Origin of the sequence: Streptomyces sp. B6B3 (genome assembly GCF_039871525.1) — a bacterium.
Taxonomy (GTDB): Bacteria; Actinomycetota; Actinomycetes; order Streptomycetales; family Streptomycetaceae; genus Streptomyces.
Genome location: NZ_JBDPLU010000036.1, coordinates 19822 through 45870 on the forward strand (window position 1 = coordinate 19822; position 26049 = coordinate 45870).

Sequence of the window (26049 nt, forward strand, 5' to 3'; positions counted from 1 at the left end):
TTGACGCACGATCCGACCACGCGCAGAGTCTCAGCCACTCGCCAGCCACCCGCCAGCCACTCGGCAGCAGCAGGCAGGAGCCGTGCATGTCCGACGAACTGATATCCGTCCTCGTGCTCGTGGCGGTTTTCGCCATCGCCACCACCCGCTCGATCAACATGGGCGCTCTCGCCTTCGCCGCCGCGTTCGGCGTGGGCGAACTGGTCGCCGACCTGGACGCCGACGGCATCTTCGCGGGCTTCCCCGGCGACCTGTTCGTCGTGCTCGTCGGCGTCACCTACCTTTTCGCCATCGCCCGCGCCAACGGCACCACCGACTGGCTGGTCCACGCCGCGATCCGACTGGTCCGTGGCCGGATCGCGCTCATCCCCTGGGTGATGTTCGCGCTCACCGCCGCGCTCACCGCGATCGGCGCGGTCAGCCCGGCCGCGGTGGCGATCGTCGCCCCCATCGCGCTCAGCTTCGCGACCCAGCACGGCATCAACCCGCTGCTGATGGGCGCGATGGTGGTGCACGGCGCGCAGGGCGGCGGCTTCTCGCCGATCAGCATCTACGGCTCCATCGTCAACGGCATCGTCGAGCGCGAGAACCTGCCGGGCAACGAACTCGCGCTCTTCCTCGCCAGCCTCGTCGTCAACGTCGTCATCGCGGCCGTGCTGTTCGTCGTCCTCGGCGGCCTGAAGCTGTGGCGGGCTGGCGCCGTGGCACCCGCGGAGGACCCAGCCGGGGGAGGGAGCCGACGGGACGCCCAGGAGAAGACCGGCGGGGAGAACCTCCGGAAGGGCGGCGGGAAGAACGGCGGGCAGGGCGGCGGGAAGGGCACGGCGGCCGCTGCCACCCGCCTGGACCCGGCCCGGAGCGCCACGCTCCTCGCGCTTGTCGCCCTCGTCGTCGCGGTCCTCGGCTTCGACCTCGACGCCGGCCTGAGCGCCATCACCCTGGCCGTGGCCCTGAGCGTGCTGTGGCCGGACGACAGCCGCCGCGCCACCGGCCAGATCGCCTGGCCCACCGTGCTGCTCATCTGCGGGATGCTCACGTACGTCGGCGTCCTGGAGGAGATGGGCACCATCGAGTGGGCGGGCGAGGGCGTCAGCGACATCGGCTCGCCGCTGCTCGCCGCCCTGCTGCTCTGCTACATCGGCGGCCTCATCTCCGCGTTCGCCTCCTCCGTCGGCATCATGGGCGCGCTGATCCCGCTCGCCGTGCCGTTCCTCGCCGAGGGCGAGATCGGCGCGGTCGGCATGATCGCCGCGTTCGCCGTCTCCGCCACCGTCGTGGACGTCAGCCCCTTCTCCACCAACGGCGCCCTCGTCCTGGCCGCCGCGCCCGACGTGGACCGGGAGCACTTCTTCCGACAACTGATGATCTACGGCGGCATCGTCGTCGCGGTGGTGCCGGCCGCGGTGTGGCTCGCCCTGGTCGTCGTCCCGGGACTCGGATGACGAGGGGACCCGGCGTGAGCTCTCTCTTCCCGGCATTCGATCGCCCCACGACACACGACCGACGACCCGCGCTGCGCTTCACGGACCGTGAGCCGCTCAGCTACGCCGACCTGACCGCCGCCGCCGGGCGGCTGGCGGCGTCGCTGCGCGGACAGCGGCTGGTCGCGGTGTGGGCCACGCCCACCCCCGAGACCGCCGTCGGAGTGGTGGCCGCGCTGCTGGCCGGCGTTCCCGCCGTGCCGCTCAACCCCAGGTCCGGCGAGCGGGAGGCGGCACACATCGTCTCCGACAGCGCGCCCACGCTGCTCCTGGCCGAGCCCGGGGCCGAACTGCCACCCGCGCCGGCGGCGTTGCCCCGCCGGGACATCACGCTCCGCGCCCCCGGGCCCCCTCCGGAACGGCTCCCGGAACCCGCGCCGGAGTCCCCGGCCCTGGTCGTCTACACCTCGGGCACCACCGGGCCGCCCAAGGGCGCGGTCCTGCCCCGCCGGGCCATCGCGGCCACCGTGGACGCCCTCGCCGACGCCTGGCGGTGGACCGCCGACGACGTGCTCGTCCACGCCCTGCCGCTCTTCCACGTCCACGGCCTGATCCTCGGCGCCCTCGGCCCGCTGCGCCTCGGCGGCGCCGTGCACCACCTGGGCCGCTTCACCGTCGACGGCGTGGCGCGCGGGCTCGGGGAGGGCGGCGGCACGATGCTCTTCGGCGTGCCGACGATGTACCACCGCCTCGCCGAGGCCCTGGGCCCGGACCCCGGCCCCGATCCGGGCGACGACCGGCGGCTGCTCGCGGACGCCCTCGCGGGGGCGCGACTGCTGGTCTCCGGCTCGGCGGCGTTGCCCCTCCACGACCACCGCCGGATCGCCGAGGCGACGGGTCGGGGCGTGATCGAGCGCTACGGCATGACCGAGACCCTGATGATCACCGCCGTCCGCGCCGACGACCGGCCCCGGGCGGGAACCGTCGGCGTGCCGCTGCGCGGCGTCGAGCTACGCCTGGTCGGCGAGGACGGCCGGGAGACCACCCCCGGCGACGTCGGCGAGATCCAGGTGCGCGGGCCGAACCTGTTCACCGGATACCTCGGCCGCCCGGAGGCGACCGAGGCGACGTTCGCCGACGACGGCTGGTTCCGCACCGGAGACATGGCCAACCGCGACCCCGACGGCGCCGTGCGCATCGTCGGCCGCAGGGCCACCGACCTCATCAAGAGCGGCGGATACAAGATCGGCGCGGGCGAGATCGAGAACGCCCTGCTGGAACACCCGGGCGTGCTCGAGGCCGCCGTCACGGGCGAGCCGGACGCGGACCTGGGCGAACGAGTCGTCGCCTGGGTCGTGCCCGCCGACCCGGACCGTCCCCCCGCCCCGCGGGACCTGGCGGGCCACGTCGCGCGGCAACTCGCCCCGCACAAGAGCCCACGCGCCGTCCGCTACCTCGACGCGCTGCCGCGCAACGCCATGGGCAAGGTCGTGAAGCAGGACCTTGCCCATGGCTGAGTCGGCACGCGAGGTCATCGGGCTCGTCGCCGACGACCCCGCCGGCTTCGCCGAACTCCCCACGCCCCACCGCGCCCAGCCGCCCGACGGCCCCCTGGGCTGGCACGGCTACGACGCGGCGCGCGCCCGCGCCGAGGAACGGACCGGCGAGACCGAGTCGGTCGTGGCCGGCATCGCCACCATCGGCGGCGTACGGGCCGTGGTCATCGCCTTCGAGTTCGGCTTCTTCGGTGGCTCCCTCGGCGAACGCACCGGCGACCGGCTCCAGACCGCGCACGAGACGGCCCGCGAACGCCGCCTGCCGGTGGTGTCCCTGACCGCGACGGGCGGCAGCCGAATGCAGGAGGGGATGCGCGCCCTCACCCAGCTCCAGCGCGTCGCCCGGCAGTCCGCCCTGACCCGCGCGGCCGGGCTGCCGCAACTCGCCGTGGTGCGCGACCCGACGACAGGCGGCGGCTGGGCCACGCTGGGCGCGGGCGCGGACGTGATCCTCGCGCTGCCCGGCGCCCAGGTGGGCTTCGCGGGCTCCCGCGTCCGCCCGCCCGGCGCCGACCCGGCGGCGTACACGGCCGAGGCCCAACTCGCCGCCGGGCAGCTGGACGCCGTCGTGCCACACGCCGAACTGCGCACGACACTGGCGCGCTGGCTCACCCTGCTGAACAGGCCACCGACCCGGAGCCCCGAGGGTCCCGGGCGGCCCGAGCCGCCGGAGGCACTGGGCGCCGCGACACCGGCCGCCGGCGGCTGGGAGACGGTCCGGCGGGCGCGTTCGCCGGCGCGGCCGCGCGCCGAAACGTACCTGGACGCCTACTTCGCCTTCCGGCAGCAGATCAGCGGCGACCGCTGCGGCGGCACCGACCCCGGGATGCTGTGCGGCTTCGGGCGACGCGAGGACCGCACCATCGCCTACGCCGCCCAGCGCGGCACCGCGACCCGGCCCGCCGGCTACCGCACCGCCGCCCGGCTGATCCGCCTCGCCGACCGGCTCGCCATCCCCGTGCTGACCCTCGTCGACACCCCCGGCGCCGCCAACGACGCCGAGGCCGAGCGGACCGGAGCGGGCGCGGCCCTGGCCGACCTCTTCGACGCGGTCGCCACCGCCCGCGTGCCGGTCACCACCCTCGTCATCGGCGAGGGCGGCTCCGGCGGGGCCCTGGCCCTGGCCGCCCCCGGCGACACCTGGGTCACGCCGGACAGCTACTTCTCCGTCATCGCACCCGAACAGGCCGCCGCCATCCTCAAACGGACACCCGAGGAGGCGTCGGCCACCGCCGAACAGCTCCGGCTGCGCCCGCCCGACCTCCTCGACCTCGGCTTCGCGCGCGGCGTCAGACCACGCGGCCGGTGACGGATCGACCGCGCCCTCTCTTCCTGGTCCGGCGGGCCGGCACGGTCAGGGCCTGATGCCGTCGTACTGCAGCACCCGGTAGGGCGACTGGCCCACCACGCCGGGCCACTGCGACACGATCAGCGTGAGGGACGTCGCGCTCGCGCTGCCCGGATGGATGTACCCGCCGTAGAGGTTCGGCAACTGCCCGCCGGTGATCTGCCGGACCGGAGCGGTCCAGGGGAGATCCGGCCGAGCCGCAGTGCGGGTGGCGATGCAGTAGCCGGTCACGTCGAAGTAGCTCATGCAGTAGGTGTCGCCGATCCGCTTCACGGAGAACTCGCCGATGTTGTTGCCGGACAGCATGACCGACGGGGGAGCCGCGGTCGTCCACCGCCAGGAGCCGTCGAGGAACGCCCAGTTCTCCTGAGCACCGAAGTTCCCGGCGCGGAACTCCTCCGGCCGGATCCGGAACAACTGGATGGCCCCACCGTCGGCGGTGTTCCGGTGCGAGCCGTTCCAGCGCTTCGAGAAGATGTACAGCCAGCCGTCCGGGTCGATGCCCGCGAACGACCACATCCCGTACAGGGACTGGTTCACCCCCTGGAGGTCGCCGGCCCAGTGGTAGGGGTAGTCCTGCCAGGTCACGCCGTTGTCGTCCGAATAGGCGACGCCGGACATCAGCGAACCGTCGTAGCCGGCGGGCGGTTGCCACACGGCGACGGAGGTGTACTGGAGGTAGGTGCGGCCGCCGAACTCGATGCAGTCGTTCGGGATGCGGCTGACCTCCACGCCGTGCCCGTTGTCCTGGTCGTGCGCGTAGGTGAACAGCTGTCCCGCCCGGCCCCCGGTGGGCATGGCCCAGGTGAACGAAATGGGCGTCGCGCCGGAGGAGTCGAAGTCGTCCTGGTTCAGCATGACGGGGGAGCCGATGTAGTCACCGCTCTGCCCGATTCCCCGCCACGCGTCGCCGAAGACGTAGCCCCACGAGTCGTCGTGCTCCCGGTGGTACGGAATGGCCAGGTCACCCGAGCCCAGTCCCTGCTGGCTCGCCGAGTCGCCGGGCTGCTCGCACAGGGGCGCGCCGCTCTGCATCGGCCGCGCGGCTGTCCGGTCCCCGGATCCCGGCCGCGTCACGCCGCCACCCGTCGGGGTGGCCGCGGCCTGAGCGGCGCCGAGCAGGCCCGCGCCCAGCGCCAGGCCCGTACCACCCTTCAGCACGGAACGGCGGGCGGCCGAGGGCCGGACCGGCCGGGATGAAGTGGACACCGATCAATCTCCCTGCTGTGTGGGGAAGCTCAGGCACACCGAGATCGCTCCCGCGTGCACCCCGCGTGCACGGCCGTGTACGTCAGCAGGCAAGGGTGGTGCCGGCCCGCGGGCGCCGCAATCGGCGAAAGCTCAGGCTTACGACCAGCCGCGGCCCACCCACCCGTCGCACCCCCCGCTACTCCGGACCCGCCCCTCCCGCGGCGCGGATCAGGGCCCGCCCCTCCGCCGTGGCGACGTGGCAGGACCGCCCGGCCCTGCGGACGGTGGTCACCAGGCCCGCCGCGCGGAGCACCTTCACGTGCTGGCTCACGGCGGGGTGGGTGACGTTCAGGCGGCGGGCGACCTCGACGGTGGAACAGCCGGTCAGGGTGGCGTGCAGGATGGCCGCCCGGGTGTGCCCGAGGAGCGCCCCCAGAGGCCCGGAGCCGTTCGCGGCACCGTCGCCGGGCACCCGCCTGGCCCAGCCGGCGGCGTGCTGGATGGGGTAGACGAGAACGGGCGGCAACTCCGCGTCGGCGAGGGTGATCGGCGTCGGCCAGCAGAAGAACGACGGCTGCAGCGTGAGGCCCCGGCCACGCAGGCGCAACTGCTGGTCGACGGGATACGCCACGTCCAGCACGGGCGGCCGCCAACGGAACTGCGGCCCGAGACCGGCGAGCAGCCCCTCCACGCCGCCGTCGAGCAGGCTGAGCAGCCGGACGGCCCGGTCGGCGTCGATGTGGGCGTGGACGCGCTGCCAGAACGGCGCGAGCACCTCCACGTGGTAGGAGTGCACGGCCCGGCCCAGCCGCCGGAGCGTCGCCGCGTCACCCGCCGCCAGGGAACGTGTCCAGCCGGACGGTTGACGCGAGCCGGCGAGCAGCGCCAGATCGCCGCGCAGCCGCGAGCGCGGCGTGCGCATCAGGGTGTCCACCGCAGCGCCCAGCGTGCCGCAGTCGCCGGATGTCGGCGTGAGGAAGTCCGGCGAGTAGCCGTACGAGGGCAACAGGTTGGACAACAGCCGGCCGCTCCCCGGCAGCCGCTCCCGCGCCCACCGGCGCCACTCCCCGAACACCCTGGTGCCGTCACGTCGTTGCAGGGTCTGCACGCTGTTGCTGATCTCCCAGAGGAAGTCGGGCCCCGCGGCCACCCGCACCCGCGCCAGGTCCTCGGACGTGAAGTGCACCCGCAGCAAGCTGGCCCCTCCAGACGTGAAAGTGTGCTGATGCCGACCGCGGCCACCACTGTCGTCGTCTCCACGTCGCCGCCCAACACCAGCGACCGCCGCAAGGCCCTGTCGCGGGCCTCCCGGCGCACTGCCGTGGAGCCGCCCGCGACCGTCATTCTCCTCCCTACCCGTCACGGTCACGTCCCACCAGCCGGACTTCCGAGCGCCGGCGGGGGCACGGAGCGAGGCACGAGGGTCCAGCCGGTCGGCCCGTGGACACGCCTCGAGCAGCCAGGGTCTCAGACCCGGGCGCTCACACCCGCGGCACCGCCCCAACCCGCCACAGCCGCTCGAAGTTGTCCTCGTACGCGTCGACGACCTCGGGGACGGCGACGTCGACCAGCGCCTCGTCGTTCCGGTGCAGCGACGTGGCGTTGAAGTTGTGGCTACCCGTCAGCACGAAGCCGTGCCCCGGGCCGCCGCCCGTCGCGCCCGTGACCACCGTGAACTTGGAGTGGACACGGCCGGCCGCCGTGGAACCGTCCAGCAGGCGCCGCTCGACGCCGGCCTCGTCCAGCACGGCGGAGATCTCCTCCGCCACCGGGCCGTGCACCACCCGCACCCGGCAGCCGTCGGCGGCCAACTCGGCCAGCGACTCGGCGATCTCCCGGCGCTCGGCGTCCCATTCGGACATGCCGATGTCCACCCGAGTGCGGCCGCCCGACCTGCAGCCGACACCCTCCAGGCGCTCCACGACCGGGTCCACGACGGCGCTGGGGAAGAAATGCGCGGTGACCTTGCCGCCCGCCATGCCCGTGGTGACCGTGCGGTAGTAGTCCGGGTTCTGGACCTCGGCCACCAGATCGGCGAAGTACGTGCGGTAGGCGTCGAACAGCCTCCCGTTGCCGGGGAGCACCACGGCGTTGTTCCAGTACGTCGTGGAGTTGACGTCCGTGAGGTTGTTGGACGCCTGCACCACCACGTCCCTGCGGCCCCCCGTCTCGGAGAACAGGTAGAACTTGTTGTGCTGGCCCTTGGTGCCCTGACAGGACGTGGTGTTGCCCTCGGGCGACATGTGCGAGCACACATGCACCCAGGAGCGCGCCGAGCGGTCCTCGCCCAACGCCGCCAGCATGGCCTGCGAGGCCGGGTTGTCGATCTGGTAGCCGTCCATCACCACCCGCACGTTGACCCCGCGCCGGTGCGCGTCCAGCAGCACCTCGACGAAGTCGGCCCCCGCGTCGCCGGAGATCACGAACTGCGCCATCTCGATCGTCGAGCCTGCCGGGGCCCGCTTGATCAGCGAACACAGGTGCTCCACCACCGCGGTCGGGCTGCCCGCGACCGGATCGTTGAACACTGCCCCCGTGGCGACCCGCGCCTCCCCGGCGGCGCGGCACGCGCTGGACGCGGGCTCGTCCAGCGCGGCCGCGGCCGCCGGGGCGAGCGCGAACTGGGCGGAGGCGAGGACGGCCGCGGCGGCCGCGGCGGACAGAGCCGGAGCGGGGAGCCAGGACTTTCGGGATCTCGGGGCCATACCGGTGCCTCCAGGGCGATCGTGCCATTGACGGAGGCAGAACCTACGGACACCCGCTGACCAGCGGCCGAACGGCACGGCGCGGCGAAGTGAACGCCAGACCTCCTGACCGGCTCCCAGACAGCCGCCCCCGACGGCTACCGCATCCCGAGTCGACCATCCGCACCACGGCACGCCGGAGGCGTGTGCCAGGGACGGGCCGGCGGCCGCCGCGACCCGTCTCGTCCTCCAGGGCGGTACCCGTCAGCGGATGTCGTGGTCGGGATGGGCCCGGTCGTACGCGCGGCGTGCCTCGGCGATGGCGGGACGGTGGGCGAGGGACCAGTCGGCGAGCGTCTTGACCAGGTGGGTCAGGCCGGCCCCGGTCTCGGCCAGGCGGTAGTCGACCTGGGCCGGGACGGTCGCGTACACGGTGCGCAGCACGAGGCCGTCGCGTTCGAGCCGGCGCACGGTGAGGGTGAGCATGCGTTGGGAGATGCCCTCGACGGCGCGCTGCAGTTCGCGGAAGCGGCGTGGCCCGCTGGCGAGTTCGACGATCACGAGCACCGACCACTTGTCCCCGATGCGGTCCAGGACGTCGCGGATGCCGCAGTCGGGATGGTCCGCGCGTCCGCAGGGGTCAAGGTCGGCGGGGGTGGTGGTTACCCCGGTGTGCGTGACTGACATCAAACTGCCTTCTTGTGGCCGGTGGGCGTGCGGTCGAGGATCAAGCGTAGTTACCGATGAGAACCACGACGGAAGACTGCGACTGACATGATCCTGGTGACCGGAGCGAGCGGGAACCTCGGCTCGACCACGCTCGCGGCGCTGCGCGCCCGCGGCATAGCCGCCACGGGCGGCAGCCGTACCCCCGGCGGGGGGATGCGGCATCTCGACTTCGACGACCACGCGGGCGTCGACCTCGCCGGTGTGTCGACCCTGGTGCTGGTCTCCGCCGGCTATGCGGAGGACGACCAGGTCGTCGGGCGGCACACGGCGGTCCTGGACGCCGCCGTCCGCGCCGGCGTTGACCACGTCGTCTACACGAGCCTGACCGGCGCCGGCGACCATCTCGGTTTCGCGCTCGCGCACCGTGCGACCGAACGCCTGGTGCGGGCGAGCGGGCTGCCGTGGACGATCCTGCGCAACGGCCTCTACGCCGAACTCTTCGGCGGTCTGCTGATGTGGGCCGACAACGGTGTGGAGTCCCCGTTCGGCGACGGCGCCCTGGCCGCGGTCTCCCGGCAGGACCTCGCCGAGGCCGCGGCGATCGTCGCGGCAGACCCGGTACGGCACAGCGGACGCGTCCACGACCTCGTCGGCACGCCGATCACGGCGGGGCAGGTGGCCCATCGCCTCGGGGTGCCGCACCGCACCATCGGCCTGGGGGAGTACCGGCGCAGGCTTCTCGACGAGACGCCGGGACTCCTGCCGTTCCAGCCGCCCATGCTCGCCTCGATCGCCACCGGCATCCGGCACGGCTTCCTGGACGACACCACCCCCGACCTCGCGGAGCTCCTCGGCCGCCCGGCCCACGACCCGCTGGCCACGGCCGTCGCAGCCGCCTCCGCCACGAAACCGCGGCCGTCTCGGAAGCGCGCGGCCCGGTGACCGGCGCCGCGGAAAAACGGGTGCCCGCCGTAACGGGCGTCGCTAGCCTCCTCTGCTGACGCCTGCTCTGGTGGTGGAATTGCTCCCTGACACTCTCCGACGCTCCACCGTGCGTTCGCTGGTGCGGCTGTGGCCGTACGTGAGGCCGGTGCGGGGTCGAGTGTTCCCGGGGGCGCTGCTGGCGATCGTCGCTTCGTGTCTCGCTCTGGTGATGCCGCTGGTGCTGAAGTGGATGGTCGACGGTCCGGTCAGCGACGGTCATGCGGCGGGGGTGTGGCTGGGCGGGGGAGTCCTCCTGCTGCTGGGCGTCGTCGAGGCGGGCATCTTCGGCGTGCGGCGTTGGCTGACGGCGCGACCACTGGCCGCCGTGGAGGCATCGATGCGTGCGTCGCTCCACGACCACATGCTGCGCCTGCCCGTCGCGTTCCACGACCGCTGGCCGTCGGGCCAGCTCGTGTCGCGGGGCACCGCGGACCTCAGGTCCGTGCAGGGGTTCCTGGCGGTGGCGCTGCCGTTCCTGGTGGTCAACGGCGTGACGCTGCTGGTCGGCTACGGGCTCCTGCTGGCCCAGCACTGGACGCTCGGCCTGGTACTGCTGGCCCCCGTGGTGCCGCTGCTGGCGCTGTGTTCCTTTCTCGAGACGCGGTTCGCGCTCGCGGCGCGCCAGGTGCGGGAGCAGACCGGCGACCTGACGACGATGGCGGGGGAGTCGGTGCTGGGCGTCCGCGTCGTCAAGAGCTTCGGCCATCACCGCGGCCTGACCCGGGCCTTCCGGCAGCGGGCGCTCCGGACGCGCGACACGGAACTGGCCAAGGCGCGCCTGCTGGCGGCCCTGTCCGCACTGGTCGCGGTGCTGCCGGACGCGTCGTTCGGGACCGTGCTGGTGCTGGGCGCGGTGGAGGTGGCGGACGGCGATCTGTCGGCCGGGACGCTCCTGGCCTTCCTCGCCATCGCGATGGAGTTGCGTCCCGCGGTGGTATCGACCGGATCGCTGCTGGCGATGAGCAGCGACGCGGCGACCGCCGCCGACCGCTACTTCGAGGTGATGGACGAGCCCACCCCCGCCGACGACGCCCGGGCACATCACCTCCCGGCTCCAAGAGAGGCAGCCACGAGGGTCGGGCACGAGGCGGCCGCGGCCGACCTGGTCTTCGAGGGCGTGGAGTTCCGCTACCCGGACGCCCCGCCGGGCGAGCCGGCCGTGCTGCGGGGCGTCAGCCTGCGGATCGCGCCCGGCGAGACCGTGGCCCTGGTGGGCTCCACCGGCAGCGGCAAGAGCACCCTGGTCGCCCTGGTGCCCCGGCTGCACGAGCCGACCGGCGGCCGGATCCTGCTCGACGGCGTGGACGTCACGGCACTGACGCGCGCCCAGTTGCGGGCTCAGGTCTCCGTCGCCTTCGAGGAGCCCACGCTCTTCTCCACGACGGTCGCCGAGAACGTCCTGCTGGGAGCCGAGCACGCCGACGAAGCGGATCTCGCCACGGCCCTGGGCATCGCCCAGGCCGACGGCTTCGTCCAGGCGCTCCCGGACGGTGCGCTGACCCACGTCGGCGAGCAGGGCATGAGCCTGTCCGGCGGCCAGCGCCAGCGGTTGGCGCTGGCTCGCGCCATCGTCGGCCGGCCCCGCCTGCTCATCCTGGACGATCCGCTCTCCGCCCTGGACATTCACACGGAATCGCTCGTCGAGGCGGCGCTGCGACGGGTCCTGGCCACCACCACGGCCCTGGTCGTCGCGCACCGGCCATCCACCGTGCTGCTCGCCGACCGGGTCGCCCTGCTGTCCGGCGGCCGGATCACCGCCGTCGGAACCCACGACGATCTCCTCCGCACCTGCACCGAGTACGCCTCCCTCATGAGCGCGTTCGCGGCCGACGGGCACGGTGCGCGATGAACCGAACGAGCGCCGGCCAGCCACACGCCGACCACAACGGCGACCCCCACAGGACGGACTCGCTCCCCGCCCCCAGACGAGCCGCCCGGTCGCTGCTCGCGTCCCTGCTCCGCCCCCACGTGCGCCGCCTCTGGCTGGCCGGCGCCCTCGTGCTGCTGCAGCGCGGCACGGCGCTGACGGGCCCGCTGCTGGTGGCCTACACGATCGACCGGGCGGCGCCGGCCTGGCGAACGGGCGACCGCGGGCCGATGACCGCCGTCGCGATCGGCTACCTGCTGTGCGTGGTGGCCTCCGGTGCCCTGCAGTACGCCTTCGTCACGCTCTCCGCCCGCATCGGCCAGGACGTGCTGCTCGACCTCCGCGTCCGCGTCTTCGGGCACGCGCAGAGACTGAGCCTGGACTTCCACGAGCGCTACGCCTCGGGCCGCCTCACCTCCCGGCTCACCACCGACGTCGAGGCACTGCGCGGCCTGCTCGACGAAGGGCTGGCAGCGATCGTCACCGCCGCCCTGTCCACCGCCTACATCACGGCGGCACTGCTGTACCTCGACTGGCCGCTGGGCCTGGCCGCGGTACTCGTCATGGGACCGCTCGCCTGGACCATGCGCTCCTTCCGACGCCGTTCGACGCGCGTCTACCGGAGGCGGTCGAGCGCGATGGCGCTCGTCCTCGCGAGACTCGCCGAAACCCTGGGAGGCATCCGCACGGTCCAGGCGTTCCGGCGAGAGCGGTCCGAAGGCGCCGCGTTCGCCGTCCTCAACGGGGAACACCAGCGGAGGAACGGCGACGCCGCCCTGGAAATGGCGCGCTACGTCACCTCGTCGCGGCTGGTCGCCAACGTCGCCGTCGCCGCCCTGGTGATGTGGGGTGCCTCCCGGGTCGTCTCCGGCGGACTGGAGCTGGGCGTGTTCGCCGCGGCCGTCCTCTACCTGCGGCAGCTCTACGACAACCCCCTCAGGCTCGGCGGAGTCGCCGACGCCTACCAGTCGGCGGCCGCCTCCCTGGAGAAGATCGCCGGCCTGCTCGCCCAGCGGCCCACCGTGCCCGAACCGCCCGCCCCCAGGCCCCTCCCGCCGCTCGCCGCGGAAACCCTCAGCCGCTCGGTGACCTTCGAGGACGTGACCTTCGCCTACCCCGCCGGAGGAGCAGCGCTGTCCGGCGTCGACCTCCACATACCCGCCGGTCAGACCGTCGCCGTGGTCGGACCCACCGGCGCCGGCAAGTCCACGCTGGCCAAACTGCTGGCCCGCTTCTACGACCCCACGGCCGGCCGCGTCCTCGTCGACGGCACGGACCTGCGCCACCTGTCCACACCGGAGCTGCGCCGCACCGTGACCATGGTGCCGCAGGACGCGTTCCTCTTCTCCGGATCGGTCGCCGAGAACATCGCGATCGGCCGGCCCGACGCGGACACCGAGGCCATCGCCCGCGCGGCGCGGACCATCGGGGCACACGACATCATCGCGGCGCTGCCGGACGGCTACGACACCGACGTCCGGGCGCGCGGCACCCGGCTCTCGGCGGGCCAGCGGCAGCTCATCGCCCTGGCCCGCGCCCTGCTCGCCGAACCCGCCATCGTGATCCTCGACGAGGCGACGTCCTCCCTCGACATCCCCACCGAACGAGCCGTGCACCACGCGATGCGCACCGTGCTGCGGGGGCGAACGGCGCTGCTCATCGCCCACCGCCTCTCGACCGTCCATCTGGCGGACCGGGTGCTGGTGATGGACGACGGACACCTGGTGGAAGACGGCCCGCCCGACGAACTCCTCACCCGGCAGGGCCGATTCACCAGCCCGCACAGGACGTGGTGGACCAGACACCTCACGACGCCACCCGACGGCCCCGAAACCGAAACACCAGGCGGACCCGACCGCCACGGATAGATCGAACCGTCTCCCCTCAGGCCCGCAGATAGGCGAGCACGGCCAGGACGCGGCGGTGGTCGTCGGGGGCCGCCGGGGGGAGGTCGAGCTTCAGCAGAATGCTCGCGATGTGCTTGGCGACGGCGGCCTCCGTGACGACCAGCCGGCGGGCGATGGCGGCGTTGGAGCGGCCCTCGGCCATGAACGCGAGGACCTCGCGCTCCCGAGGGGTCAGGCGCTCCAGGGGATCGCGGCGCCGGGCCAGGAGCTGGCGTACGACCTCGGGGTCGACGACGGTGGCGCCGGCGGCGACCCGCGCGACGGCGTCGGTGAACTCCTCGACCTGACCGACGCGCTCCTTGAGGAGATAACCCATGCCCGCGCTCTCGTCTCGTTCCAGGAGAAGCTCCTCGGCGAAGGTCTGCTCCACGTACTGGCTGAGCACGAGGACGGCCAGGCCGGGCTGTTCGGCCCGGAGCCGGCGCGCCGCCCGCAGGCCCTCGTCCGTGTGCCCCGGCGGCATGCGGACGTCGGCGACGACCAAATCAGGACGGTGTTCCCGGGCGGCGGCGAGAAGCGACGGGCCGTCGCCGACGGCGGCGAGCACCCGGTGGCCGAAACGCTCCAGGAGGTGTACGAGGCCCTCACGCAGGAGGACGGCGTCCTCGGCGATCACGATGCGGACGGGTCGTTGCACGGGATGTCGGCTCTCAGGAGAGTGCGTCCGCCGGGCGGGCTGGACAGCAACATTCTGCCGTCCGCGGCGGCGATCCGGTCGGCGAGCCCGGTGAGGCCGGTGCCGAGCGCGGGGTCGGCGCCACCGCTGCCGTCGTCCTCGACGTCGAGTCGGAGTACCTCGCCGTGCAGGCGGGCGGTGATACGGCAGCGGTCGGCACCACTGTGCCTGCCGATGTTGGTGAGGGCCTCGGCGGCCACGAAGTAGGCCGTCTCCTCGACGAGGGGCGGCAGCCGGCCGGGCACGTCGAGGTCCAGGTCCACCGGGACCGTGGAACGGCCCGCGATGTCCCGCACCGCGGCGGACAGCCCACGCTCGGTGAGGATCTGCGGGTGCACGCCGCGGATCAACTCGCGCAGCTCGACGAGAGCCTCACCGGCGAGGGCGTGCGCCTCCCGGACCTCCTTCGCCGCCGCGCTGTCCGGCGGCAGGTCGAGCGTGGCGAGGCCCAGCTTCATGTGGAGCGCGACGAGACGCTGCTGGGCCCCGTCGTGAAGATCCCGTTCGATCCGGCGCCGTTCCGTGTCGAAGGCGTCGACCAGCCGAGCCCGCGAGCGCGCGACTTCCCGCAGCTCCCGGTCCCGGGGTTCCAGGACGGCGCGGGCGATGGTGCCCCGGGCGCCCGCCCAGGCGCCGATCGGATACGGCGCTATCGGCAGGAGCAGCGCCCCCGCGAACGGGCCGGCGACCGTCTGCCACTCGTCGGCGGTGGGCTGAAGGGGAGCGAGGAGCAGAAACCCGGGGATGCCCAGCGAGACGAGGACCACGGCGAGGTCCACCCACCCGACGGCCAGAACGGAGACGGCGCCGTAGCCGATCGCCCTCCGGCCGCGCGACGGCTCCGCCGGGGCACGGTCGACCAGGGCGAGCCGCCGACATTCGAAGCGGCCGGTGACGCCGATGGCGAAGGCCACGAGGACGAGAGCGCACAGCACCCCGGTGACGAGACCGAACGGGGCCGCGAGCAGCCCGCCGACACCGAGGTAGACGGCAACCGCGAACAGGCCCCCGGACAGGAGGTAGACCACCGCGCGCCAGGGCCACGCGGTGCGGAGGTAGCCCAGCGGACTGCGAGCGAGGGCCTCCAGGACGGTGCGGGGTTTCACGCCGCCGACCGTAGCCGCACCACGGTTCGGCGGCAGTAGTGCCAGGTGGAGTATTCGCTCTCGCCCTGGAGCCAATGCGCCCGGCGGGCCGGCTGCCGTTGCCTTGACGGCATGACCACGCAACGAACGAACCCCGCGGCAGCGCCCGTCGAGCTGCGCTCGGTGACCAGGCACTACGGGGACGGCGGGCAGACCGTCGCCGCCCTCGCCGGTGTGACGACCGCATTCCGGGCGGGAACCATGACCGCCGTCATGGGACCCTCCGGCTCCGGCAAGTCAACGCTGCTGCACTGCGCGGCGGGCATCGACCGACCGACGGCCGGGGAGGTGCTGATCGGCGGCACCGGACTGGGCGGACTGGACGAGGACGCGTTGACGCTGCTGCGGCGCGAGCGGGTGGGGTTCGTCTTCCAGGCCTTCAACCTCGTGTCGGCACTGACCGCCGCGCAGAACGTCGAACTGCCGCTGCGGCTGGCCCGCCGCCGCCCGGCGGCGGGCGAGGTGGCGGCGGCGCTGGCGGAGGTCGGGCTCGCGGACCGCGCCGACCACCGGCCGAACGAGCTGTCGGGCGGGCAGCAGCAGCGGGTCGCGATCGCCCGGGCGATGATCTCGCGGCCCGCCGTCCTCTTCGCGGACGAGCCGACCGGCGCGCTGGACGCCCGAACGTCGCGCACGGTGCTGCGGCTGCTGCGGGACCTGGTGGACCGACGCGGTCAGACGGTGGTGATGGTGACCCACGACCCGGCGGCCGCGGCGTACGCGGACCGGGTGATGCTGCTCGCCGACGGGCGGATCGCGGACGAACTGCCGGGCGGCGGCGCCGAGGCGATCGCGGGGCGGATGGCCGCGCTGGAGGTGCGGGCGTGATCGGCGTGGCGACGGTGCGGGAGCGTTGGGCGTCCTTCCTGGGTTCCTTCGTGGCCGTGGCGGTGGGTGTGGCGGTGGTGACGATCAGCGCGCTGGTCCTGCTGTCGGGCGGAACAGGAGTGCCGGAGCGGCTGGCGGGGGCGCCGGTGCTGGTGCAGAGCCCGGCCGGCGAACAGATCGCAGGCGAGTTCACGGAGAACCCCCCCTGGGCGCCCGAGCGGGCCGAAGCGTTGCGGCGGGAGCTGGCTGGCCTGCCCGGGGTCGAGGCGGCGGTGGCCGACCGGTCGTTCTACGCGCAGGCCGTGGGAAGCGAACAGGAGAAGGGGGAGCGCCAGGGGCACGGCTGGTCCAGCGCGGCGCTGGCGTCCTACGGCCTGAGCGCCGGGACACCACCGGTCGCCGACGACGACATCGCCGTCGACCGGGCGCTCGGCCTCGCACCGGGCGAGCCGGTCACGATCCTCACCGCTCACGGGCCTGAACGGTTCACCGTGACGGGGACCCTGGACGGGCCCGGGTACCACGTCACCGATCGGCGGGCCGCGGAGCTGGCCGGCGGAGTCCGGGTCATCGGCCTGGTCCTCGAACCGGATGCCGACCCCGCCGAGGTCGCGGCCGCGGCCGAACCCGTCGTCCGCGACGACGGCCGGGTCCTCGTCGGCGCCGCACGCGACGCCCTCACGCCGAAGCAGGACGAAATGATCCGGTGGATCGGCAACCAGGTGCTCACCGCGATGGCGCTGCTCTCCGCCTTCGTCACCGTCCTCATCGTGTCCTCGACCTTCGCCTTCACCGTCGCCCAGCGGCGCCGGGAGCTGGGTCTGCTGCGCACGATCGGCGCGACGCCGCGACAGCTACGGCGGATCACGAAGGGGGAGGCGCTGGCCGTCGGCGCCGCCGGCGCGGCGTCCGGTGCCGCACTCGGAACGCTGCTGGCGCCCGCGATGGCCGGGATCCTGGTCGAGGCCGGCTTCCAGCCGGTGGGCTTCGAACTCCGGATACGGCCATGGATCCCGGCCGTGGCCTTCGCCGTGGGCCCACTGGTCGCGCTGGCCGGCGCCTGGTCGGCGTCCCGCCGCGCATCGCGCGTTTCGCCGCTCGAGGCCATGCGCGAGGCTGTGGTGGAGGAGCGGACGATGACGCGGCCGCGATGGCTCGCCGGGCTGACGGCCACGGCCGCGGGCCTGGCCTGTGCGGCGGGCACCGCCGTGGCGGGGACCGACGCCATGGTGCTCCTTGGCCTCGGCACCGCCATGGGCCTGACCGCCGGCCTCACCCTCCTCATCCCGGCACTGCTCGGACCCGTGACCCGAGCGCTGACCCGCCCCCTGGCGCGGCGCCCCGGGGCCACGGGCATACTCGTCCGCGAGGGCATGCTCACCGCCGTCCGCCGGACGTCCGCCACCGTCGCACCGGTACTGGCCACCGTCGCCTTCACCGTGCTGATCACCAGCGCCGTGCAGACGACCGCGAACGCCGACACCGCGAAACAGGCCGCGAGCGTACGGGCCGAGGCGGCGATCGCGCCCCAGGACACCCCCGGTCTGTCCGCCGCCGCGGTCGCCGGGCTCGCGGACACCGCGTTGCTGTCGACAACCGTCTACGCCGGCGACGGCAGGGCGGCCCTTTCGGGGGCAGGGGTGTCCGCCGGCTTCGCGGAGCTCTACGGCGAGCCCTCGCCCCGCGACGACACCGCGATCGTCACGGCCGCCGCGGCCGCCGCCCACGGCTGGCAGGAAGGCCGGACCGCCACCCTGACCCTCGAGGACGGCCGCACGGAACGGTTGCGCGTGACTGCCGTGGTGGCGGACTCCATGCCCTACCAGGTCTTCCTCACCAGCGACCTGGTGCGCGCCCACGACCCCTCGGCGCTGGCGGACGTCGCCTACCGCACCGGCGGCGCCCCGGCACCGCCCACCGCCGAACTCGGCGCGCGCGAGGTCTCGGTGGCCGCGTACGCGGGCTCGGCCGACGCCCAGGAGGACCGGCTGGTCTGGACCTTCACTCTGATCCTCGTCGCCATGACCGCGGGGTACACCGCGATCGCCGTCGCCTCCACCCTGCTGGCGGCCACCGCCGACCGGGCCCGCGACCTCCGCACCCTGCGCCTGTCCGGCGCGACGCCCCGCCAGGTGCTCCGGGCCATCGCCGTCGAGACATGCTGCGTCATCGCCCTCGGCGCGGCTCTGGGACTGGCCGTGGCCACACCGGCCCTGTTCGGCATCGTCCACGGGTTGCGCGCGAACCTCGGCGTGCCCGTCGAACTGTCGGTCGACTGGCCCTGGGCGTCGGGCGCGGCAGGCGCCTGCCTGCTGCTGGGACTGGCCGCCAGCGTCCTCCCGGCCCGCGCGGCCCTGCGCCGGACCGACTGACCAGGACCCGCGCCCGCCGCCGGGTGGAAACCGACTACCCGCGGCCTGGCCCGGAAGGGTGGGGCAGGGCCGCGGCGTAGTCGGCCGCGGTCTCCGTCTCGCCGGCCATGCTCCGCCGCACCACGCTGTCGTCGATGCGGCCACCTGCGGCCCGCTTCCGGACCAGCTCGTGCGGCCACAGGCGCACCTTCACGGCATCCGCGCGACCGTGTGGTGCGACTCCGCGCTCGGTGTCGGGACGGAACAACCGTCGTGCTCCGCGCGCCGCAGCTCACGCCCTGCCGGGCCGACGTGCGCATCGGATTGGCTGGGACAGCCCGCCACGTCCGCCGCGAAGTGATGCCCGGGGGTGAGCCCACCGTCCTCGCCGGGCGAGCACGGCGGCCGCCGGTGTTCCCTACCGGCGGCACGTTGTCGCCCGAGAGGTCCGGCCGGGGTCAGGGGAGGCCGGGACGGCTCTCCAGCAGCAGGTGCAGCTCCCGTTCCTGGTCGCCCGAGGCCGAGCCCAGGTCGTGCACGGTGAACAGGGAGTCCAACGTCGCGCGCAGCCGTTCGATGGCCCAGTAGCCGCCTTGCGCGTCGGCCTCGACCGAGGACGAGAGCCGGGCAGGCGGAGCGGAAGGCGGGACTTCCCGCGCGTGCGAGACCTCGAACGTGCCGAGCCACACCATGGGCCGGGTCTCATGCAACTGCTGCGGTACGTCGTCGGGGGAGCGGTCGGACTCGAAGCACGCGCCCAGCACCTCGAACACGATCCGGGCGTCCTCCTTGCTGCATCCGCTGAGCTGGACGGAGACGGGTTCCTCGTGCAGCTGTTCACGGTCCATTGTGATCGCTCCTCTCGTGGCAGCACGCGGTATCACGGGTTGCCCACAGACCCGGACCCCAACCTTGAGAAGACCCCAGGGAACCGCAGCGCTGGCGCGGCGGCAGCAGCAGATCCTGCTTCCCTAGCCGACTGATCACCCGAGGTGACGGTTCGATGACCGGGGTGGGTCGGAATAGTTCCTGGGTGCTCGACACGTCTGTTCGGTGAGGCGGCCGCCGGGCCGTCCCATCGAAGGGAGCGCACGTGGCACTACGAGGAACGCGAGCGAGGCGAAGGCGGCGTGGGATGGTCGGCGTCGCGGTCTGCGCGACGGTGACGGCGGTGACGGCGCTGACGGCGCTGACGGCCTGGGGTCCGGCCTGGGGTCCGGCCGGGGCTCAGGCCGTCCCGAGCGAGCCCGACGCGGCGGGCGCGGCGTCGGTGGCGCGGCAGGTCACCCTGCCGACGGGTGAGCGTGTGGTGGTGGACGAGGGGGGCGGGGTCGCTGGTGTGATCAGCGATGCGGGTTCCGGCACGGACCGCGCCGGTGGCCAGGGGGTGGGTGTCGGCGGGTACGACACGCTCACCCGTGACGGGGAGACCGAGGTCATTCCCCAGTCGGCCTGGGGCGGTATCGAGGACGGGACGCTGGATCCGGGGGCGTTCAACGTCACCAGTCCGGGCCATGACCTGTCGTCTTCTGTCGGGCGGGACGCTGCGGCGGAGACGGCGACGGTGACCGTCGCGCCCACCGACCGCGCGGGCGAGGCGACCGCGTCCTGGTACGCCAGGGTCATGGATCTGGAGACGTGGGAGCGCACCTACGTGGAACCCACGGGCCCGGACGACGTCACGGTCGACATCGAGCTTCCCGTCGGGGAGTACGCGGTGTACGCCCTGGTCGACCGTCTGGAGGGCGGTGAGACCGTGGGGTACGACTGGTTGCTGATGCCGCACGTGTCGGTCACCGGGGACACCACGCTGGACCTTCCGGCCGCCGCCACGAAGGAGATGGACCTCACCTTCGAGGACGAGCCCGTCGGGTGGCCGCAGATGACGATGGCTTGGGAGATGCTGCCGCCGGGCGCCGACACGGGGTTCGGCGCCTCGTTGAGTACGCCCGGCCAACTGCCGGGCGGGGTTGGCACCGCGCAGCTCGGCGAGCCCTCCGAAGCGTACGAGCTCAGCGGGGAGGTCTACAGGACCGTGGACGACGGCGAGCGCGAGTTCCACGCCGCCGACTCCCGGTCGGAGGGGTTCTACACCGGCCTGACCCTGCACACCGACTGGCAGGACATGGCCAGGATCACCGTCGAGGCGGGGAAGACCCTCAAGGGCGACAGGGGCTTCCTGCTCACCACGCCGTCCGTCAACTTCTCCGTCTGGAGCGAGGACGCGCTGTTGCCGCTGACCAGCGAGGTGTACGTCCGGGCGGACGACATCCTCTGGGAGCACAGCTTCAATGCCAGCAACGATGCCCACGGGGCGTACACCACGGGCGAGATACGCCACCGTCCGGGCGAGGAGCGCCACGAGACGTTCAACACCGGCGTCTTCGGACCGGTGATCTCCACCGCGGATGACGGCCTGTTCCGGTCGGGGAACACCCTCCACGGCGCGGTCAACCTGCTCGCCGACGGCGCCGGGCACCGCACCTGGGACCCTACCGGCGAGGGCGACGCGCTCTACGACGGCGCCGTCACCACGCTCTACCGCGACGGCCAGGAGTACGCCACGGCCGAAGGACCCATCGACCACGTGGAGTTCGAGGTGCCGGCCGAGGAGGCGGAGTACCGGCTGGTCACCTCGATCGCCCGGGACACCACGGTCTCCACGGTGAGCACCGAGGTGGTCGCCGAGTACACCTTCGCCTCCGCCGCCGGCCCGGAGGACGGGCCGGTGCCTGTGCCGGCGTACGCCGTCAGGTTCGCGCCCGAGCTGGCAGTGGACAACACCTCGCCCGCCGGCGAGAGCGTCGAGGTCCCGGTCACCGTCCAGGGCTCGCCCGCCGGCGCGGACCCCGCGTCGCTGGACGTCACCGTCTCCACCTCCCTCGACGGCGGCGCGACGTGGACGGAAACGCCCGTCCGCGACGGGCAGATCACCGTCGACAACCCGTCGGCCGGAGGCAGCGTCTCGTTCCGGGCCGAGGTCGCAGACCAGGACGGCAACACCCTGACCCAGACCATCATCGACGCCTACCGCACCCGCTGACCCTGCCCCCTTGACCGAGGACACTGACCCCAGCGTGGAGGATGCCGCGGTGCGGTTGTGGCTGGCCGTGGCCTGCTCGGGGTCCCACTGCTGGATGTCGAAGAGCCTGTCAGGTCCTCGGGCCGCCTGCTCGCCGCATACCGTCCGGACGTGCCAGTGAGCGTACCGGCGCCTGCTGATGACAGTCCCGTAGGAAAGTAAGGAAAGTGCTGTCCCGTTCCGGAGCCCTCACAGCTCCGGAACGGGACGGGGTCAGGGCGACGGAATCAGCCGGTTACAGGGGAGGATAGGCGTTGTCCAGCAGCTCCTGGAACTGTGCGGAGAACCAGTGACCGGCAAGCGGGGCGTTGGGCAGCGCCCCGGACATGTTGTAGTTGTTGCGCGGGTTGCCCTCGTAGGTCGGGTCGCACATCCGGTCGAAGCCCTTGCCCTCGGGGTTCTCGATGTACTGGCTGGCCCCGTCGGACTCCCCCGGAGGCTTGATCCACGCGTAGGCGTCGATCCCGGAGACGGGAGCGGCGGTCGGGCGTTCGCCGAGGCCGGCGCCGGACTGGTTGCACCAGTTGCCGGCCTGGAAGCGGCCGTCGAGGCGGCTGCCTTCGACGTACGCGTTGACGTCGGTCTGCGGGCCCGGGCCGGTGGGCCGGTCGGGGCCGCCCCAGCCGTTGCGAGAGGTGTCGATCAGCATCCCGATGCCCGAGTCGAAGCCCTGGCTGATCAGCTCCTGGCGGAAGCCGAGCGCGAAGGACTGGTTGTCGACGTAGCGGTTCCAGTCCACCCAGTCGGACTGGCGGACCGAGGTGCCGTTGATGGAGTCGTTGATGGTGTAGTACGGCTCGGTAGTCGGGCCGTAGTTGGCCGTGTTGACGATGAAGCCGTGCACGTCGTCCACGGACGCCCCGTTGGTGGTCGCGGCCTGGTGGAACAGCTGCGCCGAGGCGGTGAGGTTGTCGTCCCAGCCGATCCAGCCGTAGTGGCCGGCGTCCACGTAGTTGTAGACGGTGCCGATCGCGCCGAACTGCGACAGCGCGTAGGAGACGCCCTCGACGTAGTTGCCGTTGGCCTTCATCTCGTCGCATTCGGGCGTGAACGTCTCGCGCGGGCTGACGTTGGTGACGAGGTTCGGCAGCGAGTCGATCTCGATGATGTTGACGATCCGCAGGTTCGGATGGGCAGCCGAGTACTCCTGCAGGATGTCCGCGATCGGATCGATGAACTCGTTCTTGTACCGGTCGATCTCGTCCGGGCCGAGCTGGCCGTTGGAGGCGAGGGCGGCGCAGTCACGGCCGGGCAGGTTGTAGGTGACCATCTGGAAGACGAAGGGCTGGCCGTTCGCCTGCTCCACGGCGTTGTCCAGGTGGTCCGCCAGACCGGTGCTGTTGCCGGCCGAGCCGCCCGTGATCGCGCCGATCGAGTCCAGCCACACGGCGGTCGGCTCGTCGGCGATCGCCGAACCGCCGGGCTCGGCGGCGGCCTTGGCGGACCAGTCGGGGTTCACGTAGACGCCGGCGCCGACGTACGGGTTGTCCACGCGATCGCCGGGCGGGTCACCCGGATCGCCGGGGCCGCCGCCCTCGTCGCCGCAGACCGTGCCGTTGACGGAGAAGCTGGTCGGGGCGGCGTTGGTGCCGGAGTAGCTGAAGTTGGCGCCGGTGGAGGCCGACCGGCCGGCGGGGATGTTCGCGTTCCAGCCGTTGCCCTGGACGGTGACGTTCCTGCCGGACTGCGACCACACGCCGTTCCAGCCCGAGCCGGACAGGCGCTGGTTGCCGGTGTAGGAATAGGTGAGGGTCCATCCGTCGAGGGCGGTGGTGCCCTCGTTGGAGATGGAGACGTTGGCCGTGAAGCCGGAGCCCCAGTCGTTGGTGGTGTAGTCCACCGAACAGGCGACGGCGGCGGCGTTGGCCGTGCCCTGGAGCATCCCGCCGGTCCCCAGCGCCGAGACGGCCATGGTTCCGGCAGCCAGCAGCGCCAGGCGCCCGCGTGCGGGGCGCCCACGTCTGTGTCCGCGTGTGCGGCTCATGGAGTTGCCAGTCCTTTCGGGAAGATCGTCGAGCCCGCCGCCCTCGCGGTGAGGCGGTGCCGTGGCGACCGAGCACGGCGTTCCGCTGGGCGGACGAACTCTTGGAAGCGCTCCCACTGACTGGAAGGAAGGTAGCGCCTAGTCTCCACATCCGCCAGACATATGTTCAAGAACTGTGAAGATGTGATGACCGACCTTCCCAGATATCCCTGCGTTGATACTTAATCAGCATGAACTCACGCCAAAAGTCTTGACATGTGCGCGACTTAGACACATATTGGGAGCGCTCCCACTGACTGTTCTCCGGTGACCACCAACCTCACGCGGTCCACATACCTTCCTCACCCGGGGCGAACTCCCGGGGCGTGACCGCTCCCGGACTTCACTCCGCTCGCGTCCGCGCGACGTTGGTGTTCGCCGTATCGCACGTCCCTTCGCATGGATCACGGCGCAGAGAGCGTGTCGTCGTGGACTACCGCATGATCTGCCGCCGTCGGCTCACCGGCGCGTTGATCTGCCCAGGCTCCGGTGAGATCGCGAACCTGCCCTCGTCCGGCCAGGATCGGGCGGGGCGGGCCGAGGGAGACGGCGCCGGCGCCATTGATGATGCCCCGTCACCAGGCGGGCAGCGTGCCCGCTCGGCCGCCTCCGCCAGGACGACCAGTACTGCGACATCCCAGAAAACCGCAGCACCCACCCCTGGGCGGAGGCCACTGCGTCGCCTGTCGCCGCGAGCTGAACCCCTACTACGGGCCGCCCAGCCGCTTCGTGCGCCTCCTACGCCGCTCCTGACAACCAGCGGCCCCTGTCGGGGTCGCCGCCGTCAGTCAGTTGACTTCAACCAGCGTTGAAGTTCTACGATCCGGATCGACTGGCGGGGAGCCGTCCACGGGACTTGGGAGCGGGTAATGATCGTCACCATCGCCAGGGTTGCCGACCCCGATCGGTTCCTGGAGGTCTTCGAGACCATCGGCGCGCAGAAGCGGCGGGAGCACGGCTGCCGGGGCGCCCGGGTCTATTTCGATCCCGACGACGAGCACCGGGTGTGGTCGGTCTTCGACTGGGACGCGAAGGACTACGACGGGTTCCTCACGGACCCGGAGATCCCGGCCATCGCACGAGAACTCGGGATCCAGGCGCCGCCCGTGCATGCCGTCGCCGCGACCGAGCTCGACGCCTGACCCGTCTGCAGGAAGAGGAGTTTCGACATGGCGGTCACGCCTTCGCGGGCCCAGAGGTTCAGCTCGGTGATCGGTGACGACGCCGTCCGTTTCGGCGACCGGATCCTCATGGCGCCCGCTCTGGGCAGAGAGGCGGGCGGATCGATGAGCGCCTATACATCGTTCCTCTACGCGGGGGCGCGTGCCGACCTGCCGGCCCCCTGGGCGGAGGTCTGGGTGGTGCTCAGCGGAGCGCTGCGAGTGGGCGCCGAGAGCGACGCCGTGACGGTGCGCGCAGGCGATTTCGTGCACGTTCCGGAGCAGGCGCCCGGGGTCGTCGAGGCCCTTGAGGACACCACCATGGTCTGCGTGTCGGTGCCCGCTCACTGACGAAAGTGGCGGTCACCGGAGTTCGCCGGGCGCTGAGCACGCGTGACTCGGGAAGGGAGCCCGCTGCGGGAACAGCGCAGCCCAGTGGGGGCGCTTCAGCGGAAGCGTTCCGCACGGCCTGTCCGATGATGAGCACTCTCCCACCGGCGGCCCGTTCTCAGTGCGAAGCGGGCTGCTGCTCCTGTCCGGGAGTGGGGGCGCATCGGCTCCCGACCGCCGGCACCGCGTCGGCTGGACGCCGTCCGACCGCCGGCGGCAGGTCGAGGAGCCGGGTGAGGTGGGGTAGGTAGTTGGTGGCGGGGTCGGCGTGGACGGTGGTGAGGCCCAGCGCCGCGGCCGGGAGGAGGTTGACCGCCTGGTCGTCGACGAACACGCACTCCGGGCCGGCCAGGCCCATGCGATCCAGCGCCAGCTGGTAGATCGCCGGGTCCGGTTTGGCGATCCCGACGCGTTCGGAGATCACGGTGACGTCGAACAGGTCCCACACCCCGATATGGGCGTAGGGGTCGTAGGGATCCAGGCCGAAGCTGTTGGAGAGCATTCCAACGACCAGGCCCGCTTCCCGAGCGGCCTTGGCCAGCGCGATGACGTCCTGCGCCGGTTGGACGTCTGCCCAGGCCCGGCCCATGAGGTTCTCGGCCTCGGTCAGACCGAGCGTCTGGGCGGTGCGGAGGTTCCACTCCGCTTGGGAGAGGCGCCCGGACTCCAGGGCCAGGTAGAGCTCCCGGCCGGCCGGGTCCACCGTCAGCGCGGGGCGCCGCCCGGCCCCGGCCCGGCCCCGGTCTCGGTGCCAGGTCCGCCCGCGT

The 26049-nt window shown here is 72.7% G+C and carries 21 protein-coding genes; 11 read left to right on the forward strand and 10 right to left on the reverse strand.

What is annotated here, in order from left to right:
* Nucleotides 1–86: 86 nt before the first annotated feature.
* From ABGB06_RS37490 to ABGB06_RS37500, 3 genes are read left to right on the forward strand one after another with little or no spacing between them, the layout of a single operon-like run.
* Nucleotides 87–1442, forward strand: a complete 1356-nt coding sequence (locus ABGB06_RS37490) for an SLC13 family permease (protein WP_347599476.1) — start codon at nucleotides 87–89, stop codon at nucleotides 1440–1442.
* Between the two features lie 14 nt (nucleotides 1443–1456).
* Entirely contained in the window at nucleotides 1457–2938 is a 1482-nt protein-coding gene (locus ABGB06_RS37495) for an acyl-CoA synthetase (protein WP_347599479.1), read from the forward strand.
* Entirely contained in the window at nucleotides 2931–4286 is a 1356-nt protein-coding gene (locus tag ABGB06_RS37500; protein ID WP_347599482.1) for a carboxyl transferase domain-containing protein, read from the forward strand. The genes ABGB06_RS37495 and ABGB06_RS37500 overlap by 8 nt, the downstream gene beginning before the upstream one ends.
* Before the next feature lie 45 nt (nucleotides 4287–4331).
* Here the strand turns inward: ABGB06_RS37500 and ABGB06_RS37505 are convergent, their stop codons facing one another.
* From ABGB06_RS37505 to ABGB06_RS37520, 4 genes are all read right to left on the reverse strand, one after another.
* Nucleotides 4332–5534, reverse strand: a complete 1203-nt coding sequence (locus ABGB06_RS37505; protein ID WP_347599485.1) for a DUF4185 domain-containing protein — start codon at nucleotides 5532–5534, stop codon at nucleotides 4332–4334.
* Between the two features lie 178 nt (nucleotides 5535–5712).
* Entirely contained in the window at nucleotides 5713–6711 is a 999-nt protein-coding gene (locus tag ABGB06_RS37510) for a winged helix-turn-helix domain-containing protein (RefSeq protein ID WP_347599488.1), read from the reverse strand.
* A 286-nt stretch (nucleotides 6712–6997) separates the two neighbouring features.
* Complete coding sequence (locus tag ABGB06_RS37515; RefSeq protein WP_347599491.1) at nucleotides 6998–8221, reverse strand: phospholipase D-like domain-containing protein; 1224 nt, start codon at nucleotides 8219–8221, stop codon at nucleotides 6998–7000.
* A gap of 243 nt (nucleotides 8222–8464) precedes the next feature.
* A complete protein-coding gene (locus ABGB06_RS37520; protein WP_347599494.1) occupies nucleotides 8465–8887 on the reverse strand; it encodes a helix-turn-helix domain-containing protein in 423 nt (140 codons plus the stop codon).
* An 87-nt stretch (nucleotides 8888–8974) separates the two neighbouring features.
* Here ABGB06_RS37520 and ABGB06_RS37525 point away from each other — a divergent pair, with 87 nt between their 5' ends.
* The 3 genes from ABGB06_RS37525 to ABGB06_RS37535 all read left to right on the forward strand — a co-directional run bounded on the left by ABGB06_RS37525 (nucleotide 8975) and on the right by ABGB06_RS37535 (nucleotide 13588).
* On the forward strand, nucleotides 8975–9811 hold the full coding sequence (locus ABGB06_RS37525; RefSeq protein WP_347599497.1) for an NAD(P)H-binding protein: 837 nt from the start codon (nucleotides 8975–8977) through the stop codon (nucleotides 9809–9811).
* A gap of 109 nt (nucleotides 9812–9920) precedes the next feature.
* The gene (locus ABGB06_RS37530; protein WP_347599500.1) at nucleotides 9921–11702 is read left to right on the forward strand and encodes an ABC transporter ATP-binding protein; all 1782 of its coding nucleotides are present in this window, start codon (nucleotides 9921–9923) and stop codon (nucleotides 11700–11702) included.
* Nucleotides 11699–13588 carry an ABC transporter ATP-binding protein gene (locus tag ABGB06_RS37535; RefSeq protein WP_347599503.1) on the forward strand — a complete coding sequence of 630 codons (1890 nt, stop codon included), beginning with the start codon at nucleotides 11699–11701 and terminating at the stop codon, nucleotides 13586–13588. Before ABGB06_RS37530 ends, ABGB06_RS37535 begins: the two co-directional genes overlap by 4 nt.
* Before the next feature lie 16 nt (nucleotides 13589–13604).
* Here the strand turns inward: ABGB06_RS37535 and ABGB06_RS37540 are convergent, their stop codons facing one another.
* Nucleotides 13605–14264 (reverse strand): response regulator transcription factor, encoded by a 660-nt coding sequence (locus ABGB06_RS37540; protein ID WP_347599506.1) that lies wholly within the window; start codon nucleotides 14262–14264, stop codon nucleotides 13605–13607.
* On the reverse strand, nucleotides 14240–15409 hold the full coding sequence (locus tag ABGB06_RS37545) for a histidine kinase (RefSeq protein ID WP_347599508.1): 1170 nt from the start codon (nucleotides 15407–15409) through the stop codon (nucleotides 14240–14242). Before ABGB06_RS37545 ends, ABGB06_RS37540 begins: the two co-directional genes overlap by 25 nt.
* 111 nt (nucleotides 15410–15520) lie before the next feature.
* Here ABGB06_RS37545 and ABGB06_RS37550 point away from each other — a divergent pair, with 111 nt between their 5' ends.
* Entirely contained in the window at nucleotides 15521–16276 is a 756-nt protein-coding gene (locus ABGB06_RS37550; RefSeq protein WP_347599511.1) for an ABC transporter ATP-binding protein, read from the forward strand.
* Entirely contained in the window at nucleotides 16273–18648 is a 2376-nt protein-coding gene (locus tag ABGB06_RS37555; RefSeq protein WP_347599514.1) for an FtsX-like permease family protein, read from the forward strand. Before ABGB06_RS37550 ends, ABGB06_RS37555 begins: the two co-directional genes overlap by 4 nt.
* Nucleotides 18649–18682: 34 nt before the next feature.
* On the opposite strand, the gene ABGB06_RS37560 is transcribed toward ABGB06_RS37555, so the two are convergent.
* Both ABGB06_RS37560 and ABGB06_RS37565 read right to left on the reverse strand, forming a co-directional pair.
* Nucleotides 18683–18841 carry a hypothetical protein gene (locus ABGB06_RS37560; protein WP_347599517.1) on the reverse strand — a complete coding sequence of 53 codons (159 nt, stop codon included), beginning with the start codon at nucleotides 18839–18841 and terminating at the stop codon, nucleotides 18683–18685.
* Nucleotides 18842–19085: 244 nt separating this feature from the next.
* Nucleotides 19086–19475, reverse strand: coding sequence for a hypothetical protein (locus ABGB06_RS37565; protein ID WP_347599520.1), 390 nt, complete (start codon nucleotides 19473–19475; stop codon nucleotides 19086–19088).
* A gap of 287 nt (nucleotides 19476–19762) precedes the next feature.
* Between ABGB06_RS37565 and ABGB06_RS37570 the strand changes: the two genes are divergently transcribed.
* Nucleotides 19763–21670, forward strand: a complete 1908-nt coding sequence (locus ABGB06_RS37570) for a hypothetical protein (RefSeq protein WP_347599523.1) — start codon at nucleotides 19763–19765, stop codon at nucleotides 21668–21670.
* Nucleotides 21671–21944: 274 nt separating this feature from the next.
* On the opposite strand, the gene ABGB06_RS37575 is transcribed toward ABGB06_RS37570, so the two are convergent.
* The gene (locus ABGB06_RS37575; protein WP_347599536.1) at nucleotides 21945–23621 is read right to left on the reverse strand and encodes a glycoside hydrolase family 6 protein; all 1677 of its coding nucleotides are present in this window, start codon (nucleotides 23619–23621) and stop codon (nucleotides 21945–21947) included.
* 980 nt (nucleotides 23622–24601) lie between these two features.
* On the opposite strand from ABGB06_RS37575, the gene ABGB06_RS37580 reads away from it, so the two are divergent.
* Both ABGB06_RS37580 and ABGB06_RS37585 read left to right on the forward strand, forming a co-directional pair.
* Nucleotides 24602–24874 (forward strand): hypothetical protein, encoded by a 273-nt coding sequence (locus ABGB06_RS37580; RefSeq protein WP_347599525.1) that lies wholly within the window; start codon nucleotides 24602–24604, stop codon nucleotides 24872–24874.
* 27 nt (nucleotides 24875–24901) lie between these two features.
* On the forward strand, nucleotides 24902–25243 hold the full coding sequence (locus tag ABGB06_RS37585; RefSeq protein WP_347599527.1) for a hypothetical protein: 342 nt from the start codon (nucleotides 24902–24904) through the stop codon (nucleotides 25241–25243).
* 157 nt (nucleotides 25244–25400) lie between these two features.
* Here ABGB06_RS37585 and ABGB06_RS37590 read toward each other — a convergent pair.
* Nucleotides 25401–26049 (reverse strand): HAD-IA family hydrolase (locus tag ABGB06_RS37590; RefSeq protein WP_347599530.1); only part of this gene is annotated, 649 nt, incomplete at its 5' end.

Excerpts from the sequence above, each read along its gene's own strand:
- ABGB06_RS37585 (WP_347599527.1), top strand. The coding sequence starts at position 24,902 with ATGGCGGTCACGCCTTCGCGGGCCCAGAGGTTCAGCTCGGTGATCGGT.
- ABGB06_RS37520 (WP_347599494.1), bottom strand. The coding sequence starts at position 8,887 with ATGTCAGTCACGCACACCGGGGTAACCACCACCCCCGCCGACCTTGAC.
- ABGB06_RS37525 (WP_347599497.1), top strand. The coding sequence starts at position 8,975 with ATGATCCTGGTGACCGGAGCGAGCGGGAACCTCGGCTCGACCACGCTC.
- ABGB06_RS37575 (WP_347599536.1), bottom strand. The coding sequence starts at position 23,621 with ATGGCCGTCTCGGCGCTGGGGACCGGCGGGATGCTCCAGGGCACGGCC.
- ABGB06_RS37550 (WP_347599511.1), top strand. The coding sequence starts at position 15,521 with ATGACCACGCAACGAACGAACCCCGCGGCAGCGCCCGTCGAGCTGCGC.
- ABGB06_RS37565 (WP_347599520.1), bottom strand. The coding sequence starts at position 19,475 with ATGGACCGTGAACAGCTGCACGAGGAACCCGTCTCCGTCCAGCTCAGC.
- ABGB06_RS37515 (WP_347599491.1), bottom strand. The coding sequence starts at position 8,221 with ATGGCCCCGAGATCCCGAAAGTCCTGGCTCCCCGCTCCGGCTCTGTCC.
- ABGB06_RS37490 (WP_347599476.1), top strand. The coding sequence starts at position 87 with ATGTCCGACGAACTGATATCCGTCCTCGTGCTCGTGGCGGTTTTCGCC.
- ABGB06_RS37500 (WP_347599482.1), top strand. The coding sequence starts at position 2,931 with ATGGCTGAGTCGGCACGCGAGGTCATCGGGCTCGTCGCCGACGACCCC.
- ABGB06_RS37570 (WP_347599523.1), top strand. The coding sequence starts at position 19,763 with ATGGTCGGCGTCGCGGTCTGCGCGACGGTGACGGCGGTGACGGCGCTG.
- ABGB06_RS37580 (WP_347599525.1), top strand. The coding sequence starts at position 24,602 with ATGATCGTCACCATCGCCAGGGTTGCCGACCCCGATCGGTTCCTGGAG.
- ABGB06_RS37535 (WP_347599503.1), top strand. The coding sequence starts at position 11,699 with ATGAACCGAACGAGCGCCGGCCAGCCACACGCCGACCACAACGGCGAC.